The following is an 18,011-nucleotide window of genomic DNA, read 5'->3' on the forward strand; positions in this document are numbered from 1 at the left end:
CGCGCAGATGGTCCACGTGCACCGCTTCCCAAGGTGCATCAAGCTCTCCGAATCACCTTCCACCTCCACGATCCCCATCGGAAACTTCTGACACTTAACAAGGTTGGGGATACTGATAATCGTCCGGTAGAATCGCCAGCATTCTGTAAGCGACAGGAGCATGGTCGATGCGAAGCGGCACCCTCAGACGGAAGTGGATGTGGGCAACGGTAGCAGCGCTCGGCGTGCTAAGCGCATCCACATGGCGAGCCGATGCAGCGCGCATCACCAGCGTCTCACCGCAAGGCAAGGTGACGCAGGTCAGACAGGTCGTCGTCAAGTTCGACGAAGCAATGATCGCGTTCGGTTCGGCCGCGGCCCCCGCTCCCGCGCAGGTGCATTGCAACGACGCCGCCGCGAGCAACGGCCAGGCCCGCTGGATCGACGAAAAAACCTGGGCATGGGACTTTGCCGCAGACCTGCCACCGGGTGTGAGCTGCAAGGTCGATCTCAACGACGGACTGAAGTCCGTTGCCAGCCACGCCATCACCGGCCCGCATCGTTACGCGTTTGAAACCGGCGGTCCATTCGTGCAGGACATACGTCCGGACTCCGGCGAGATCGAAGAAGATCAGGCGTTCGTCCTGACGCTCAACGGGCCGGCTACGGCTGCGTCGGTGCACGACCATGTGTGGTGCGAATCGAGCGGCCTCGGTAACCGTATCCCCGTCAAGAACCTCGACGACGCGGCGCGTGCCGCTCTGCTCAAACACTTTCACCTGAAGAAAGATGCGGCACGCATCTTGACGCTTCAGTGTCAGCAGACGCTGCCCTCCTCCGCCAAGATGCAACTGGTGTATGGAGCAGGCGTGGCGAGCCCGAGCGGGATCGCCAATGACGTCGAGCGTCGTTTCGACTACACCGTACGCGACCCGTTCGCCGCCAGCTTTTCGTGTGAGCGTGAAAACGCCAAGGCGCCGTGTACACCGCTGCGTCCGGTGGAAGTGCGCTTCAATGCGCCGATCAGCCGCGCCGACGCCGAAAAGCTCACGCTCAAGGGACCCGGCGGCACGATCTCGCCGACCTTCAAACCTGACGACAAGGATTCCGAAACAACTACGGTCGACTTCGCGGCGCCGCTGCCCGAACACGCAGAACTCACGATCGACATCCCGGCAAACCTGAAAGACGTCAGTGGCCGCACGCTCACCAACGCCGATCTGTTCCCGCTCAAGACCACCACGGCGCCGATGCCGCCGCTCGCCAAGTTCTCGTCGGGGACCTTCGGCATCATCGAACGCTTCGCTGAACCGGACATGCCCGCGCTCGTGCCCGTGACGCTGCGCAACGTCGAAGCGGATCTGCACGTGGCAGGTCTCAATGCCGGCAACGCGCAATTCAGCAAACTGCGCGTCGACGCGGACACCGATATCCGACACTGGATGCGCCTTGTCGACCAGTTCGACGGCTACTCGATGAACCGTTCGAACATCGACTCGCTGATGCCTGGACTGCTGCAGCACGTGAAGAACCCGGTGTACGTGCCGCGCTCGCCGGATGAGTCCAGCGACGACAACAAGAAAGACCCCCAGATCGACATCCGTTCGCTGTCGCTGCTCGCGGGACAGCGCGGCGTGGAGACGCTCGCGCTGCCCAAGGAAGACCCGCAGGCGCTGAGGCCATTCGAAGTCGTCGGCGTGCCGGTGACGAAGCCAGGCTTCTACGTGATCGAACTGGCCTCGCCTGCGCTCGGCGCTTCGCTGTTGAGCAGAAAAGCGCCGATGTACGTGCGCACTGCCGTGCTCGTCACCAACCTCGGCGTGCACTTCAAGCAGGGGCGTGATAACAGCGTGGTGTGGGTGACCTCGCTCGACAAGGGTCAACCGGTGCCGAATGCCACCATCGAGGTGAGCGACTGCAACGGCGCCCCGCTCGCCGATGGCAAGACCGACGCGCACGGCGTGCTGACCATCGACAAACCGCTTGCTGCGCTCAAGGAATGCGGCGAAAAGAGCTTCGAAGGCTTCTTCGTCTCGGCGCGCGTCGACGACCCGAAGACCGGCCCCGATATGGCGTTCGTGCGCTCGGACTGGAATCGCGGCATCGAGTCCTGGCGCTTCAACGTGCCGACCGACACCAGCATCGAGCAGACCGTCCGCGCGCATACGGTCTTCGATCGGACGCTGTTGCGCGCTGGTGAGACAGTGTCGATGAAGCATCTGATCCGCGTCGAGACGTTGCTTGGTTTCGCTTATCCGCAGAAGTATCCGACGCGGGTGACGATTCGCCATCTCGGCAGCGGCCAGACCTATCATCTGCCGCTCAAATGGGCGGCCGACCACAGCGCGGATTCGACCTTCACGATCCCGGTGGCAGCGAAACTGGGCGAATACAGTGTTACGCTCGACGACGGCGATCCGAACGCGAAGGCTCCCACTGGAGCCGTGAGCGGTAACAGTGGTAGCGGAAGCAATGACGCCAGTGACGATAGCGACGCCGGCGATAACGCAGACAACAGCGACGACAGCGGCGCCGCACCGCAGATGAGCTACGAGTCCGGCAGCTTCCGTGTCGAGGAATTCCGCTTGCCGGTATTCAAAGGCACGATCGCCGTGCGTGACGAAAAAACGCATCCGCTGGTTGCCGCGAAACAGGCCCCGCTTGCCGTGCAGATCGACTACGTCTCGGGTGGCGCTGCATCGAATCTGCCGGTGCAGGTGTCAGCCTTGCTCAAGAACACGGCACTCGACTTCACTGACAATTTCCCTGACTTCAGCTTCACGCCCTACACACCGCAAACCGGCGACGACACCTCGGACGTCAACGACGAAGACAGTGACACACAGCAACCCGCCGACGACGGCGCCAAGCTGATCGCCGACAAGGAAGCGCTCACGCTCGATCGCAACGGCTCCGGTGGCCTGACGCTGAAGAATCTGCCGCACGTCGACGCGCCCAAACGCCTCGCACTCGAAGCGACGTTTGCCGATCCGAACGGCGAAGTGCAGACGCTTTCCGGCGGCGCGACACTGTGGCCCGCCGCAGTGGTTGCCGGCATCAAGTCAGGGCAATGGGTTTCGGTTGGCAACACCGTACCGGTCAAGGCGCTTGCCGTTGACCTGCAAGGCAAGCCGCGCTCCGGCGTGGCGCTCGACGTGCACGGCTACGCGCGCATCACGACCACGTCGAGAAAGCGCATGGTCGGCGGCTTCTACGCCTACGACAACCATACCGAGACGAAGGATCTCGGTTCGCTATGCAGCGGCAAGAGCGACGACCACGGCCTGCTGACCTGTGACGCGAAGCTGCGCGACGCAGGCAACATCGACCTCGTCGTCACGGCCAAAGACGGCGACGGCAACGTATCGACGGCAAGCAGTTCGGTGTGGGTCACGCGCGAAGACGAGTTGTGGTTCGGCGGCGAGAACACCGATCGCATCGACGTGCTGCCTGAGAAGAACTCCTATGAACCGGGCGACACCGCGCGCTTCCAGGTGCGCATGCCGTTCCGCTTCGCTACCGCCCTGGTCGCGGTGGAACGCGAAGGCATCCTCGAGACGCATGTGGTTCAACTGGACGGCAAGGATCCGACCGTCGAGCTCAAGGTGAACGAGGCGTGGGGGCCGAACGTCTATGTGTCGGTGCTCGCATTGCGTGGACGGATTCACGAAGTACCGTGGTATTCGTTCTTCACGTGGGGCTGGAAGGCGCCGCTCGAATGGGCGCGCGCGTTCTGGTACGAGGGACGTCAATACGAAGCGCCGACGCCACTCGTCGATCTGTCCAAGCCGGCCTTCCGCTACGGTATGGCAGAAATCAAGGTGGGCACGGCGGCGCACAAGCTCGCCGTGACGGTTACTCCGGATGCGAAATCCTACACCGTGCGTGGCAAAGCGCATATCAAGCTGCATGTGCAAATGCCGGGCGGCAAGCCCGCGCCCGCGGGAACGCAAATCGCTGTGGCCGCAGTCGACGAGGCGCTGCTCGAACTGATGCCCAACCAGAGCTGGGACGTGCTCGATGCGATGCTCGAGCGGCGCGCCTACGGCGTGGAGACGTCGACCGCGCAGATGGAAATCGTCGGGCGCCGTCACTTCGGGCGTAAAGCGGTGCCAGCGGGCGGCGGTGGTGGCCATAGCTCGACCCGCGAGCTGTTCGACACGCTGCTGCTATGGAACCCGCGCGTCACGCTCGACGCGAACGGCGACGCGTCGCTCGACGTGCCGCTCAACGATTCGCTGACGAGCTTCCGGATCGTCGCGATCGCGGCGGTCGGTCCGGGCACGTTCGGCACCGGCAGCACATCGATTCGCAGCACTCAGGATCTGCAACTGATCTCGGGTCTGCCACCGCTCGTACGCGAAGGCGATCAGTTCCGCGCGCAGTTCACCGTTCGCAATACGACGGCCCGCGCGATGAAAGTGGTCGTCACGCCAAACGTGCCGGGCTTGACGCTCGCCGCGCAAACGGTGGATCTCGCCGCGGATTCGGCGCAAGAAATCGCATGGACCGTCACGACGCCCGATGGCCTTGCTGATACCCCATCCGGCGCGCTCACGTGGAGCGTGGCGGCGGCCGAGCAAGGCGGCCCGCATGCCAGCGACGCGCTGAAAATCGCGCAGCATGTGACCGCGGCCGTGCCTGTGACAGTTCAGCAGGCGACGCTTGCGCAAGTCGACGGCACGTTGTCGTTACCGGTGGCCGCGCCGCCCGATGCGAGCGCGACCCAGGCCGGGGCAATTCGCGGCGGCATCGAAGTATCGCTGCAGTCGAAGCTCTCCGATGGCCTGCCCGGCGTGCGGCGCTTTTTCGAGCGCTATCCGTACAACTGTCTCGAGCAGCAGACTTCGCGCGCCATCGGTCTGCGTGATCCGGCTCAATGGCAGGCAGTGATCGCGAAAATGCCGGTCTATCTCGACCGCGACGGCCTCGCCAATTATTTCCCGCCGAGCGACGACAGCGGCAACCACGGCAGTACGACGCTGTCTGCGTATCTGCTCGCCGTCAGTGACGAAACGGCGAAGCTCGATCCGCGCTTCATACTGCCAGACGATCTGCGCAGCAAACTCGAAGCGGGCCTCCTGAGTTTTGTGGAAGGCAAGATCCAGCGCGATATCTGGGCGCCGCGCAAGGATCTCGACCTGCGCAAGCTCGAAGCACTCGAAGCTCTGTCGCGGTTCGGGATGGCACAGCCGGGCATGCTCGAGTCGATCGAGATTGCGCCGAACCAGTGGCCGACCTCGGCGGTGCTCGATTACTACGCGATCCTGTCGCGTGTACCGGGCATTCCTCAACGCGACGACAAGCTCGCGCAACTCGAACAGATCCTGCGCGCACGACTGACGTATCAAGGCACGCGCCTCACGTTCTCGACCGAGGCGAACGACGACCTGTGGTGGCTCATGACCAGCACCGAAGACAACGCGGCCCGCACCGCGCTGACCTTTGTCGATTCGCCTTCGTGGAAAGACGAGATGCCGCGCCTCGTCGCCGGCTTGCTCGCGCTGCAACGCAACGGTGCGTGGGAGACGACGACGTCCAACGTGTGGGGGTCACTCGCGGTCGAACGGTTCTCGCAGGTGTTCGAGAGCACACCGGTGACTGGACAGACGCGGGTGCAACTCGGCGCGCTCGACAAGTCGGTTTCGTGGAGTGCGGGTGCGGTCGCGAGCGCGCTCCCGGCCTCGGCAGTCACACCAGCGAGTGCGACACATGCCGTGACGTCAGCAGGATCGACTACGTCCGCGACACCTGCGACGCCCGCCATACACGCCACGCCGATCACGCAAACGAAGGACACCCATAGCCAGCTTCTGCCATGGCCGCCCGCGAACCAGGGCACAGCATCGCCCTTGACGCTGACGCACGAAGGCACCGGCAAACCGTGGGCGACTATCGAAAGCCTCGCCGCAGTGCCGCTAAAAGCTCCCTTCGCAGCCGGCTATCGCATCACGAAAACGATCACACCGATCGACCCGGCCGTCAAAGGCGTCTACACGCGAGGCGACGTGGTGCGCGTGCATCTGGACATCGAAGCGCAGACCGACATGACCTGGGTGGTCGTCAACGATCCGGTGCCGGCTGGCGCAACGATCCTCGGCTCGGGGCTCGGACGCGATTCGGAGGCAGCAACCCAGGGAGAAAACAGCGCAGCCAACGCCGATCAACAGGCATGGCCCGCGTTTATCGAACGCGGCTTCGATGGTTACCGGGCGTACTACGATTACTTGCCGAAGGGCAAACTCTCGGTGGAGTACACGGTGCGGCTCAACAACGTCGGCACGTTCGGTCTGCCGCCGACGCGGGTCGAAGCGCTGTACGCACCGTCGACGTTCGGTGCGTTGCCGAATGCGCCGTTCGTGGTGGTGCCCGCAGCCGGCACCGGCACCGCCGCTGCGGCGTCCAGGTGAGGTACGCTGAGATCGCGGCGTGAACCGAAGCAATGAGCGACTGCCACTACACACTGTCCAGCACCCGCCGCCACGCGCAAAGCGTGCGCCGGCGGCGGCGGCATGGCATACGCGATGTAGTTGGCGCGGCAGGCGCAACGATGCGTACACTCGCCGCGTGGTTCACCAACGCTCGCAATCGCGCTTCACGTGCGTCGCTGCCGCTCGCCCGCATCACGCTTTGCATCAGTCTGTCCACCGCGTCGCTCACTGCCTTCGCCCTCCCTTCGTTCAACGAAGTCCACACCCGCTGGCACAGCTCGGACTGGGTGCTGCTCGCGCGCGACGGCCAGCCGCTGGAGCGCACGCGCATCGACAACACGGAACGCCGCGGCGACTGGGTCGCGCTCGCCGATGTCTCGCCCGCGCTGCGCGAGGCGATCGTCGTCTCCGAAGACAAACGCTTCTACGAGCACAGCGGCGTCGACTGGCGCGGCGCGGCTGGCGCAGCTTGGGCTAACCTGTGGAACACCCGCACGCGCGGCGCCTCGACCGTGACGATGCAATTGACCGGCCTGCTCGACGACGACCCACAACGTTCAGGACAACGTTCCATCACCCAGAAAGCCGGGCAAGCCGTCAACGCGCTATGGCTCGAGCGCACCTGGCGCAAGGACCAGATCCTCGAGGCCTATCTGAATCTGGTGCCGTTTCGTGGCGAGACGATTGGCTTGTCGGCCATTTCGATGACGCTGTTCGGCAAGGCGCCCTCCGGGCTCAACGAGCGTGAAGCGGCCGTGGCCGCCGCGCTGATCCGCGCGCCGAATGCCCCCTACGCCAAGGTCAGCGAACGCGCCTGCCGGATCCTGCGCGACATGCAGGCGGCCAGCCAATGCGCGAATCTCGGCAGTTTTGTGCAACTGGCATTTGCACGCCCTGCTCCCGCGACCCTCTCCATCACGCCCGATAGCGATACGCTTGCACCGCACTTTGCGCGCCGCGTAGCAGCCGAGGCGCATCCGGTCGCCGGCACGCGCGTTACTTCCACGCTCGACGCGAACCTGCAACGCTTTGCCCGCGACACGCTGACGCGAACGCTGATCGAACTGAACGCCCGCGCGCATCCGCGCAACGTGCAGGACGGCGCCGTGGTCGTGCTCGACAACGCCACGGGCGAGGTGCTGGCGTGGGTCGGCTCGTCGGGTGCACTGTCCGGCGCTCGCGACGTGGATGCCGTGCTCGCGCTGCGCCAGGCCGGTTCGACGCTCAAGCCGTTCCTGTATGCGCAGGCCATCGACGAACGGCGGCTCACCACGGCCTCCCTGCTCGATGACGCACCGCTCGATCTCGCCGCCGGCGGCGGCCTGTATATCCCGCAGAATTACGACAAGGATTTCAAGGGCTGGGTTAGCGTGCGCACGGCCCTTGGCTCCTCGCTAAACGTGCCGGCCGTGCGCACGCTGGTGATGGTGACGCCGCATCGTTTTGCGAAGACGCTCACTGCGCTGGGCCTGCCGCTCACGCAAAGCGGCGACTACTACGGCTACAGCCTCGCTCTCGGCAGCGCCGACGTCACCCTGCTGGCGCTGACCAACGCCTACCGGGCGTTGGCGAACGGCGGCGTTGCCAGGCCTACGGCCGATCTCCCGCACCGTCCGTCCACGCCACGCGATGGCGGAACGAAGCCTGCACAACGCGTATTTAGCGCCGACGCGAGTTTTATCGTCACTACCGTGCTGTCGGATAACAACGCACGCACCCGCACTTTCGGTTTCGACAGCCCGCTCGCCACGCGCTTTTTCTCTGCCGTGAAAACCGGCACCAGCAAAGATATGCGCGATAACTGGACGGTAGGCTTTACCTCACGCTATACGGTGGGCGTGTGGGTCGGCAATGCAGACGGCACACCGATGTGGGATGTCTCCGGTGTGACGGGCGCGGCGCCCGTGTGGGCCGCGATTGTCGGCTATCTGCACCGGCGTTTGCCGAGCACGCCGCCTGCCCTGCCAGCAGGCGTGATCGAGACGCACGTCACGTTTGAAAACAACGTAGAACCTGCGCGCGACGACTGGTTTGTCCGCGGCACCGAAACCCCGACGGTCGGACTCGCCGCCGACGCGAATGCAGCCGCACTACGCGTGTCGACGCGCGGTGCAGTGCGGATCGGCTCGCCCGCCGACGGCACGATCTTCGCGCTCGACCCCGACATTCCCGCGGCGCGCCAGCGGATCGCCTTCGAGCGTGCCAGCGGCGCCGCGACGCTCAGCACCTGGCGGCTCGACGGCAAGACGCTCGGACACGCCCCGCGTGTGCCGTGGCTGCCCTGGCCTGGGCGTCATCTGCTGGAACTGCTCAATGTCGACGGCAGCGTCGCCGATTCGGTGCGCTTCGAAGTGCGCGGCGCTGTGGCTCGCGGGGCGGTCCCGGGCGAAAGCACAGGCACAGGCGCCAGCAAACACACGGCCGCCGCTCACACATCGATACCATCACATCCGCCTACGCAATAGGCGAATGGTTTAAATATTGTCCGAGTGATTTACTTGTCACGAATCGATCGGTATAAATCGTCGGCTTTTAGTAAAAAGGGTGCACGGTTTATCCTATGCTTAAGCGCAGCGCCTGCTGACTGAATGCGTCGTCCGTTCCCGGCTAACTTTTTTGCCCTCAATGGAGTGCCTGCCATGCTGAAGAAGCTGCTCATGCTGTGCGTCGTCCTGGCCCTGTCGCTGTCAGCCGGTTTCGCCGCCGCCGCGGTCGAGGTCAATTCCGCCGATCAGGCGACGCTTGAAACGGTAAAGGGCATCGGTCCCGTCCATGCAAAAGCGATCATCGACGAGCGTACCAAGAATGGCCCGTTCAAGGATGCGGACGATCTCGCCTCTCGCGTCAAAGGTCTTGGCACCAAGTCGGTGACCAACCTCGAAACAGCTGGCCTGACGATTAACGGCTCCGCGACGCCGCCGACCGGCGCGAAGGCCTCCGCAAAAGCGGGCAGCGCGAACACCGCGAGCACGAACACGAGCACACCGGCAACAAAGGCGCCACCCGCAACCGCCCCGGCCACCACGGCCGCTACGACCACAGCAGCACCCGCCGCCGCGACAGCGAACGCCCCCGCAGCAGCATCCGGCGGCAAGGCATCAAAGAAGAAAAAGAGCAAGACCGCAGCATCCGACGCAGCCGCCGCCTCCGCTCCCGCCGCAGCCGCTGCAAGCGCGCCGGCAGACGCATCGGGCAGCAAAACGTCGAAGAAGAAGGCCAAGAAGAGCAAGGCCGCATCGGCGGCCGCAGCATCAGGCACGTGATCGTCGCCAGATGGTCAGGCGTACTGTGCAATGCGCCTGAACACTTCTAGCCTCGTCACGAAAGCCCGTCTCATCTACACCTGGTGCCGCGCAACCGCGCGGCGTTTTCACCCGTCGGCGTCTCGAAAGAACGCCGGCATTCAAGAGAGACCGTCATGAGCCTACTCGATACCCTCGGTTCCGTGTTCGGCCAGTCGCCGCAAGGCGGCGGCAGCCAGCAAGCCCTGATCAGCACCGCGCTTGAATTCGTCAACAACCAGCCGGGCGGCCTGAACGGCCTGATCCAGCAGTTCAAGGACAAAGGTGCCGGCGACATCATTAGCTCGTGGATCAGCAACGGCGAAAATCAGCCGATCTCGGCAGACGCGCTGCATAGCGTCCTCGGCTCGGATACCGTCACCAACCTCGCCGCCAAGGCCGGCGTGCAACCCGACCAGATCACGGGACTGCTGTCGCAGGTCCTGCCGCACGTCGTCAATGCAGCGACCCCCACCGGTGAAGTTCCCGCGGAAGGCCAACTGAACGCAACCAGCGTGCTCGGCGCACTCGGCGGTCTGGAGTCGCTGTTCGGCAAGGGCAACGCGTAACGTCCAACGCGTTGCATCTGGGCGCATCGCGCATCAGCCTCCACCCGCTGATCGAAACGCGGTGCGGAAAATAAAAAGGGCAACGAATCGAAATTCGTTGCCCTTTTTGCTTCGCCCGTAAGCGTCAGTTCAATTGCGACTGCCCTGCGAAGGCATCACGCATGTCAGACGTGCCACCGGCTTCACACGCGCCGCAGACGCAACGCGTGTGACTCGAAGCCACTTAATGCACGACGCGGTCGAACGCCAGCTTGCCGTTCTCCACCTCGACCGGAATCACATCCTTCGGGCCGAACTTGCCGGCCAGAATCAGCTTCGCGACCGGGTTCTCGATCTCCTGCTGGATCGCGCGCTTCAACGGCCGCGCACCGAACAGCGGGTCGTAGCCGACCTTGCCGATCAATTCCAGCGCCTCGTCCGACACCACCAGTTGCATATCGAGCTTCGCGAGCCGGTCATGCAGCCGCTGCAACTGGATCTTCGCGATCGACTGGATATTCGAGCGGTCGAGCGCATGGAACACGACGACATCGTCGATCCGGTTCAGGAATTCCGGGCGGAAATGCAGCTTCACTTCTTCCCACACCGCATCCTTGATCGCTTCCTGCGGTTCGCCGACCATCGACTGGATCACCTGCGAGCCGAGGTTCGACGTCATCACGATCACCGTGTTCTTGAAGTCCACGGTACGCCCTTGACCGTCCGTCATGCGACCGTCGTCGAGCACCTGCAGCAGCACGTTGAACACGTCCGGGTGAGCCTTCTCGATCTCGTCGAGCAGGATCACGCTATACGGCTTGCGACGCACCGCTTCGGTCAGGTAACCGCCTTCCTCATAGCCGACGTAGCCCGGCGGCGCGCCGATCAACCGCGCAACGCTGTGCTTCTCCATGAACTCGCTCATGTCGATACGGATCAGATGATCTTCCGAATCGAACAGGAACGACGCCAGCGCCTTGCACAGTTCGGTCTTGCCCACGCCCGTCGGGCCGAGGAACAGGAACGAGCCGTACGGGCGATTCGGATCAGACAAGCCCGCACGCGAACGACGGATCGCATCCGCGACGGCCGAGATCGCTTCGTCTTGCCCGACCACACGGTCGTGCAGTTTTTCTTCGATCTGCAACAGCTTTTCGCGCTCGCCCTGCATCATCCGCGAAACTGGAATGCCAGTCGCACGGGACACCACTTCGGCGATTTCCTCAGCACCCACTTGCGTGCGCAACAGACGCGGCCGCGTCGGATTGTTCTGCTCCTTCGCTTCAGCCTTCGTGACTTCCTTCAGTTGCGCTTCGAGCCCCGGCAGCTTGCCGTACTGCAGCTCGGCGACCTTCTCAAGCTTGCCTTCGCGTTGCAGCCGGACGATTTCCGCACGAGTCTTCTCGATCTCTTCCTTCAGCTGCGCACTACCCTGCACCGCCGCTTTCTCAGCGGTCCAGATTTCTTCGAGGTCCGAATATTCGCGATTCAGCCGCTCGATTTCTTCCTCGATCAACTGCAGGCGCTTCTGCGAGGCTTCGTCCTTTTCCTTCTTGACGGCTTCGCGTTCGATCTTCAGCTGGATCAGGCGGCGGTCGAGCCGGTCCATTTCTTCGGGCTTCGAATCGATTTCCATCTTGATCTTCGAGGCAGCTTCGTCGATCAGATCGATGGCCTTGTCCGGCAGGAAACGGTCCGTGATGTAGCGATGCGACAGTTCCGCCGCCGCGACGATCGCCGGGTCGGTGATGTCCACGCCGTGGTGCAGTTCGTACTTCTCCTGCAAACCGCGCAAGATGGCGATGGTCGCCTCGACCGAAGGCTCGTCGACCAGCACCTTCTGGAACCGGCGTTCGAGCGCCGCGTCTTTTTCGATGTACTTGCGATACTCGTCGAGCGTCGTGGCGCCGACGCAATGCAGCTCGCCGCGCGACAAAGCCGGCTTGAGCATATTGCCCGCATCCATCGCACCTTCGGCCTTGCCCGCGCCGACCATGGTGTGGATTTCGTCGATAAAGACGATGGTCTGCCCTTCGTCCTTGGCGATATCGTTCAGCACGGCTTTCAGGCGCTCTTCGAACTCGCCGCGATACTTGGCGCCGGCAAGCAGTGCCGCCATATCGAGCGAGAGCACGCGCTTGCCCTTGAGCGTCTCCGGCACTTCGCCGTTGACGATGCGTTGCGCCAGCCCTTCGACGATCGCCGTCTTGCCGACGCCCGGCTCGCCGATCAGCACCGGGTTGTTCTTGGTGCGGCGTTGCAGGATCTGGATCGAGCGGCGAATTTCGTCGTCACGGCCGATCACCGGATCGAGCTTGCCCGCACGCGCACGCTCGGTCAGATCGACGGTGTATTTCTTCAGCGCTTCGCGCTGGCTTTCGGCGTCCTGGCTATGTACTTGCGAGCCGCCGCGCACGGCGGCAATCGCCGCTTCGAGCGATTTGCGCGACAAACCGTGCTGGCGCGCGAGACGCCCAGCCTCGCCCTTGTCGTCGGCTACCGCGAGCAGGAACATTTCGCTCGCAATAAACGTGTCGTTGAGTTTCTGTGCTTCTTTGTCGGCCTGGTTCAGCAGGCCGGTCAGATCACGGCCGATCTGGACGTTGCCATCGGTGCCCTGCACTTGCGGCAGACGCGTGATGGCCTCGTTCAGGGCCGTTTGCAGCGCCTGAACATGCACTCCAGCGCGCGATAGCAGCGAGCGCGCCGAGCCATCCTGTTGCGCGACGAGTGCCGCGAGCAGGTGGACGGGCTCGATGTACTGATTGTCACGGCCGACGGCCAGACTCTGCGCATCCGCCAACGCTTCCTGGAATTTAGTGGTGAGCTTGTCGACTCTCATCAAGAGACCTCCAATTTTCGAATATCACCAAAATGAGGCGTTTTCTGCGGGTTTCAAGCGCTTTTTTGCACTCGGCGGCAACTATTTAACAATTGAGACGCACAAGCGCTCTGGTCTGCTCAATCGGCCGGACCCGCCTTGTTGTCGCCGGGCGCTGCCAGCGCAATGGGGATGATGGGCCGCATGCCGAGCAACGCCGCCATCGGTCCCGCGGGCTCGGCCAGTTCACCAATCGTATGGCTATCCAGCGCAGATAGAAAGGCGTGTCGCGCCACCTCGAGCACACCTTTAAGCCGGCACTGAGACTCGATCACGCAATGCCGGTGGCTACCCTTCTCGTCGGGGAAGCAGCCGACCAGCGCAAAATCGCTCTCGGTCGCACGCACCACTTCACCGACCGTCACCGAGCCCGAGTGCTCGAACAACCGCAAGCCGCCGTTACGGCCACGCACCGTCTCGACCCAACCGAGCTCGCCGAGCCGCTGGACGACCTTCATCAAATGGTTTTTCGAAATGCCGTACGCATCCGAGATATCCTGGATCGTCGACAATCCTTCGCTGCGCACCGCGAGATACAGCAGGACGCGTAGCGAGTAGTCCGTATAGTCGGTCAGTCTCATAAGGGCAAAGTCACGATGAGCGACGAGCGCGATCCTCTGGAAAAACCGTGTCGACGCAAGGGTTGCCGGTCCCGACGCATCGCAATAACATGCGGGAGCTGCGCATGTTATTGCGCCGGTGGCCGGTAAAACTGTGTCATTCTGAATGGTATCGTTTGCGGCTAGCGTTGTTTTTCTGATTAATGCGATGACGCGGGAGGATTTCTCGCCTTACTCATTGCATCGTCGCTTTTCCGTGGTCACAGCATGAACCCAACTTTAGACGCGGCGTCCGCCGCGCCGCGACACGCCGAACCCACTGACGCCAATATCCGCGAACTCGTCTACGCGTTTTATGACAGGGTGCGCGCCGATGCGTTGCTCGGCCCGGTTTTCGAGCAGAAACTCGCAGGACGCTGGGATGAGCATTTGCCGAAGATGTGCACCTTCTGGGCAAGCCTCGTGCTCGGGGCGAAGCAGTATCGCGGCAATGTGCAGCAGGCGCACCAGCCGCTGCCCGGCATCGAGCCCCGGCATTTCAGCCACTGGCTCTATCTGTTCCTCGATACTGTGGAGACGCGCTACGAACCCGCTGCGGCGATCCGCTTCATGGAACCTGCATTGCGGATCGCGCAGAGCCTTCAGTTGAGCCGTTTTGGGTGGGACTACAAGATCCCTGCCGAGCAACAGGCGTTGCTCGAGCGGGTTGCCCCGCGCCAGCGCGTCATTCGGACTTCGTATTAACCGGGACGCCGCCCCAGCGCGCGAGTGCAGCTTCGTCGGTCACACGGGCGTCGACCCAGCGTTCGCCCTGTTCGGTCTTTTCCTTCTTCCAGAACGGCGCTTCGGTCTTCAGATAATCCATCACGAATTCGCAAGACGCGAAGGCGTCACCACGATGCGCCGCGGTGGTGGCCACCAGCACGATCTGGTCGAGCGGGACCAGCTTGCCCACCCGGTGGATGATCAGCACCTCGATACCCGGCCAGCGCCCGCGCGCCCCCTCGACGATCGCCGCCAGCGACTTCTCCGTCATGCCCGGATAGTGTTCGAGCTCCATCGTTTCGACCGCGCTGCCGTCGTTCAGATCGCGCACCGTCCCGACGAAGCAGGCCACTGCGCCGATCTTCGGATTTTGCGCACGCAAGGCGGCCACCTCGGTGCTGAGGTCGAAGTCTTCTGTCTGGACGCGAACCGTCATCGCCTTTTCCTCAGCCGCCCGTCACGGGCGGAAAGAACGCCACCTCGCAGCCCTCGGTAAGCCGGGTGCCGGGGTCGGTCATCACGTGGTTGCAGGCCATGCGCAGCGCGCGGCCCTCGGCGAGCGTGTCCGCCCAGATGCCGCCGCGCACGCGCAGCCACGCCCGCACGTCGCCCACCGTGGCAATGCTGTCGGGCACATCCACCGTTTCATCGGCGGTACCGAGCGCTTCGCGCACGCTGGCAAAATATTTCAGATCGATCTTCATCGGGGTCGCCGCCGTCCACTGCCGGCGTCAGTTCAACAGTTCGGAAAAGGGAATGAAGTGCACGGTCTCGCCGGCGCTGATGACGTGATTGGGCGGATTGTCGATCAGCCCGTCGCCCCATACCGTGGAAGTCAGCACGGCGGAACTCTGGTTCGGAAACAGATCGAGGCCGCCGGCGGGATTGATCCGCGCACGCAGGAATTCATTGCGCCGGTCGGCTTTGGACTGCGTGAAGTCGGCTCGCAGCGAAAGCGCTCGTGGCGTCACGACGCGCACGCCGGACAGGCGCAGGACGAACGGTCGCACGAACAGCAGAAAGGTGACGAAAGTCGACACCGGATTGCCGGGCAAGCCAATGAAGAACGTCTCGCCCTCCGCGCGCCGTACCGCGCCAAACGCGAGCGGCTTGCCGGGCTTCATGGCGATCTGCCACATGGAAAGCCGCCCTTCCGCCTCGACGGCAGGCTTCACGTGGTCTTCCTCCCCCACCGAGACCCCGCCGCTGGTCAGAATCAGGTCGTGCCCCTGGGCCGCTTCGCGCAGGGTTGCTCGGGTCGCATCGAGCTGGTCCGGCACGATGCCGTAGTCAGTCACTTCGCAGCCGAGCTTTTCGAGCAGTCCACGCAACGTGTAGCGATTCGAGTTATAGATGGCGCCGGGTTTGAGCGGCTCGCCGGGCATCGTCAGTTCATCGCCGGTGAAGAACACCGCGACCTTGACGCGCCGCATCACGGACAGTTCCGCGCAGCCGACCGATGCGGCCAGCCCCAGGGCCTGCGGAGTCAGGCGCGTGCCGGCCGGCAGGATCACCGAACCGCTGCGGATGTCCGCCCCCTGCGCCGTGATCCACTCGCCCGCCTTCGGCAGATGGAGGATCGTCACCGTGTCGCCCGCCAGTTCCGTCTGCTCCTGGATGACGATCGCATCGGCGCCCGGCGGCACCGTCGCGCCGGTGAAAATGCGCGCCGCCGTGCCGGCTGCAAGCGGCTGCGGCGCGTGGCCTGCCGGAATGCGCTGCGAGACCGGCAGACGGCGCTCGCCTTGAGTCAGGTCGGCGATGCGCACCGCGTAACCGTCCATCGCGCTGGTGTTCATCGGCGGCACGTCGAGTGGCGAAACCACGTCGGCGGCCAGCACGCGGTTTAGCGCATCGAACGTCGGCAGTGTTTCCGCGCCGGCAACGGCGTTAGCGGCGCCCAGCAGCGTCGCGAGGGCGTCGGAAGTGGACAGCATCGGGGCACGCGGCGTAGAGGACGTGGGAGAGGTGGGCGTGGACATCGAGGGGAAGGCCCGCAGAACCGAAAGGAATATTGTAGCGGTCTGCGGGAAACGTCGGGGAGACAACAGTGCGCCATAACATGGCGCACTGTAGACCGGACGCATGGTCCCTCAGGCGCTCTTCAGGCGCCCGTATGGGCGACCACAAAGTCCTTCACGCGCTGCACATCCGCAGGCAGCACTTCAAAGCGCTGCGGCAACGACTCGAGCCCCGAAAACGCCGCCGGGCGCTCCGGTTCGCGCAGCAGCGCTTCGCGGATCGTCTCGCCGAACTTGATCGGCTGCGCCGTCTCCAGCACGATCATCGGGATGCCCGGCTGCAGATGTTCGCGCGCCACCTTCAGGCCATCGGCCGTATGGGTGTCGATCATCGTGTCGTAGCGTTCGAACACGTCGCGAATCGCATCCACGCGGTCAGCATGGCTGCTGCGGCCCGACACGAAGCCGAACTCCTGCACCCGCGCGAAATCGCCGCTCGCCGCCAGATCGAAACCGCCCTTCTCTTCGACGTCGCGGAACAGCTGCAACACGCGAGCCGGATCGCGGCCCAGCAGGTCGAACACGAAGCGCTCGAAATTCGACGCCTTCGAGATGTCCATACTCGGGCTGCTGGTGTGATACGTCTCGGCCGCCTTGCGTACGCGGTAGATGCCGGTGCGGAAGAACTCGTCGAGGACGTCGTTCTCGTTGGTCGCGACCACCAGCTTCTCGATGGGCAGGCCCATCATTCGCGCAATATGGCCGGCGCAGACGTTGCCAAAATTGCCCGACGGCACCGTGAACGAGACCCGCTCGTCGTTCGACTCCGTGGCGGCGAAATAGCCCTTGAAGTAGTACACGACCTGAGCCACCACACGCGCCCAGTTGATCGAATTGACCGTGCCGATCTTGTACTTCGCCTTGAACGTGTGATCGTTAGAAACGGCCTTGACGATGTCCTGGCAGTCGTCGAAATTGCCTTCGACGGCGAGATTAAAAATGTTCGGATCCTGCAGGCTGTACATCTGCGCTGTCTGGAATGCGCTCATCTTCTGATGCGGCGACAACATGAACACGCGGATGCCCTTCTTGCCGCGCATCGCGTATTCGGCTGCGCTACCGGTGTCCCCCGAAGTGGCGCCGAGGATGTTCAGCGTCTCGCCGTTCTTCTCCAGCGCGTATTCGAACAGGTTGCCGATCAACTGCATCGCCATGTCCTTGAACGCCAGCGTCGGACCGTTCGAGAGCTCCAGCAACGACAGCGGCGCGCCGTTCTCGACGCCCAGCGTTTTCAGCGGCGTGATCTGTGCAGCGCCTTCGTCGTCGCGGACATTGCAGTACGTCGCCGCCGTGTAGGTGCGGCGCGTGAGCGTGCGTAGATCTTCAGCGGGAATATCGTCGCTGAACTTCGACAGGATCTCGAAGGCGAGGTCCGCATACGGCAGCGTGCGCCAGCGCGCAAGTTCATCGGCCGACACCCGCGGATATTCCGCGGGCAGGTACAGGCCGCCGTCTCTCGCGAGACCGCCCAGCAGGATGTCGGAAAAGGTATGGCGCTCGCCGGCTCCGGCGCCGCGCGTGGAAAGGTAGTTCATATCAAGTCTC

11 protein-coding genes are annotated in these 18,011 nt (G+C 63.6%); 5 read left to right on the plus strand and 6 right to left on the minus strand.

Translation table 11 applies throughout. The features are described 5' to 3' along the window. The first annotated feature begins 167 nt into the window (after positions 1 to 167). The 4 genes from P3T20_RS28190 (at position 168) to P3T20_RS28205 (ending at position 10,260) form a co-directional block, all read left to right on the plus strand. Entirely contained in the window at positions 168 to 6,389 is a 6,222-nt protein-coding gene (locus P3T20_RS28190) for an alpha-2-macroglobulin family protein (RefSeq protein ID WP_429288469.1), read from the plus strand. A 140-nt stretch (positions 6,390 to 6,529) separates the two neighbouring features. Then, positions 6,530 to 8,875, plus strand: a complete 2,346-nt coding sequence (gene pbpC, locus P3T20_RS28195) for a penicillin-binding protein 1C (protein WP_429288470.1) — start codon at positions 6,530 to 6,532, stop codon at positions 8,873 to 8,875. 174 nt (positions 8,876 to 9,049) lie between these two features. Beyond that, positions 9,050 to 9,673, plus strand: coding sequence for a ComEA family DNA-binding protein (locus P3T20_RS28200; RefSeq protein ID WP_429288471.1), 624 nt, complete (start codon positions 9,050 to 9,052; stop codon positions 9,671 to 9,673). A gap of 155 nt (positions 9,674 to 9,828) precedes the next feature. Further along, entirely contained in the window at positions 9,829 to 10,260 is a 432-nt protein-coding gene (locus P3T20_RS28205; protein ID WP_074264830.1) for a YidB family protein, read from the plus strand. A 223-nt stretch (positions 10,261 to 10,483) separates the two neighbouring features. On the opposite strand, the gene clpB is transcribed toward P3T20_RS28205, so the two are convergent. Together clpB and P3T20_RS28215 are read right to left on the minus strand one after the other, a co-directional pair. Further along, entirely contained in the window at positions 10,484 to 13,081 is a 2,598-nt protein-coding gene (clpB, locus tag P3T20_RS28210) for an ATP-dependent chaperone ClpB (protein WP_429288472.1), read from the minus strand. 119 nt (positions 13,082 to 13,200) lie between these two features. Next, complete coding sequence (locus tag P3T20_RS28215; RefSeq protein ID WP_074264832.1) at positions 13,201 to 13,701, minus strand: Rrf2 family transcriptional regulator; 501 nt, start codon at positions 13,699 to 13,701, stop codon at positions 13,201 to 13,203. Positions 13,702 to 13,947: 246 nt separating this feature from the next. Between P3T20_RS28215 and P3T20_RS28220 the strand changes: the two genes are divergently transcribed. Next, positions 13,948 to 14,424, plus strand: coding sequence for a group III truncated hemoglobin (locus tag P3T20_RS28220; protein WP_429288473.1), 477 nt, complete (start codon positions 13,948 to 13,950; stop codon positions 14,422 to 14,424). Here the strand turns inward: P3T20_RS28220 and P3T20_RS28225 are convergent. The 4 genes from P3T20_RS28225 to thrC all read right to left on the minus strand — a co-directional run bounded on the left by P3T20_RS28225 (position 14,405) and on the right by thrC (position 18,001). Then, a complete protein-coding gene (locus tag P3T20_RS28225) occupies positions 14,405 to 14,881 on the minus strand; it encodes a molybdenum cofactor biosynthesis protein MoaE (protein WP_429288474.1) in 477 nt (158 codons plus the stop codon). The genes P3T20_RS28220 and P3T20_RS28225 overlap by 20 nt on opposite strands. Before the next feature lie 10 nt (positions 14,882 to 14,891). Continuing rightward, positions 14,892 to 15,149 carry a molybdopterin converting factor subunit 1 gene (gene moaD / locus P3T20_RS28230; RefSeq protein ID WP_074264834.1) on the minus strand — a complete coding sequence of 86 codons (258 nt, stop codon included), beginning with the start codon at positions 15,147 to 15,149 and terminating at the stop codon, positions 14,892 to 14,894. A gap of 27 nt (positions 15,150 to 15,176) precedes the next feature. Beyond that, positions 15,177 to 16,382 carry a molybdopterin molybdotransferase MoeA gene (locus P3T20_RS28235; RefSeq protein WP_074264835.1) on the minus strand — a complete coding sequence of 402 codons (1,206 nt, stop codon included), beginning with the start codon at positions 16,380 to 16,382 and terminating at the stop codon, positions 15,177 to 15,179. A gap of 167 nt (positions 16,383 to 16,549) precedes the next feature. Next, positions 16,550 to 18,001, minus strand: coding sequence for a threonine synthase (thrC, locus tag P3T20_RS28240; RefSeq protein WP_074264836.1), 1,452 nt, complete (start codon positions 17,999 to 18,001; stop codon positions 16,550 to 16,552). Between the last annotated feature and the right edge of the window lie 10 nt (positions 18,002 to 18,011).

The organism is Paraburkholderia sp. GAS206C (genome assembly GCF_050435645.1).
Taxonomy (GTDB): domain Bacteria; phylum Pseudomonadota; class Gammaproteobacteria; order Burkholderiales; family Burkholderiaceae; genus Paraburkholderia; species Paraburkholderia phenazinium_B.

Bases quoted from the DNA above. Each gene is read 5' to 3' on its own strand.
- P3T20_RS28215 (WP_074264832.1), bottom strand. From the start codon at position 13,701: ATGAGACTGACCGACTATACGGACTACTCGCTACGCGTCCTGCTGTAT.
- P3T20_RS28220 (WP_429288473.1), top strand. From the start codon at position 13,948: ATGAACCCAACTTTAGACGCGGCGTCCGCCGCGCCGCGACACGCCGAA.
- P3T20_RS28200 (WP_429288471.1), top strand. From the start codon at position 9,050: ATGCTGAAGAAGCTGCTCATGCTGTGCGTCGTCCTGGCCCTGTCGCTG.
- moaD (WP_074264834.1), bottom strand. From the start codon at position 15,149: ATGAAGATCGATCTGAAATATTTTGCCAGCGTGCGCGAAGCGCTCGGT.
- P3T20_RS28225 (WP_429288474.1), bottom strand. From the start codon at position 14,881: ATGACGGTTCGCGTCCAGACAGAAGACTTCGACCTCAGCACCGAGGTG.
- P3T20_RS28190 (WP_429288469.1), top strand. From the start codon at position 168: ATGCGAAGCGGCACCCTCAGACGGAAGTGGATGTGGGCAACGGTAGCA.
- pbpC (WP_429288470.1), top strand. From the start codon at position 6,530: ATGCGTACACTCGCCGCGTGGTTCACCAACGCTCGCAATCGCGCTTCA.
- clpB (WP_429288472.1), bottom strand. From the start codon at position 13,081: ATGAGAGTCGACAAGCTCACCACTAAATTCCAGGAAGCGTTGGCGGAT.
- P3T20_RS28235 (WP_074264835.1), bottom strand. From the start codon at position 16,382: ATGCTGTCCACTTCCGACGCCCTCGCGACGCTGCTGGGCGCCGCTAAC.
- P3T20_RS28205 (WP_074264830.1), top strand. From the start codon at position 9,829: ATGAGCCTACTCGATACCCTCGGTTCCGTGTTCGGCCAGTCGCCGCAA.
- thrC (WP_074264836.1), bottom strand. From the start codon at position 18,001: ATGAACTACCTTTCCACGCGCGGCGCCGGAGCCGGCGAGCGCCATACC.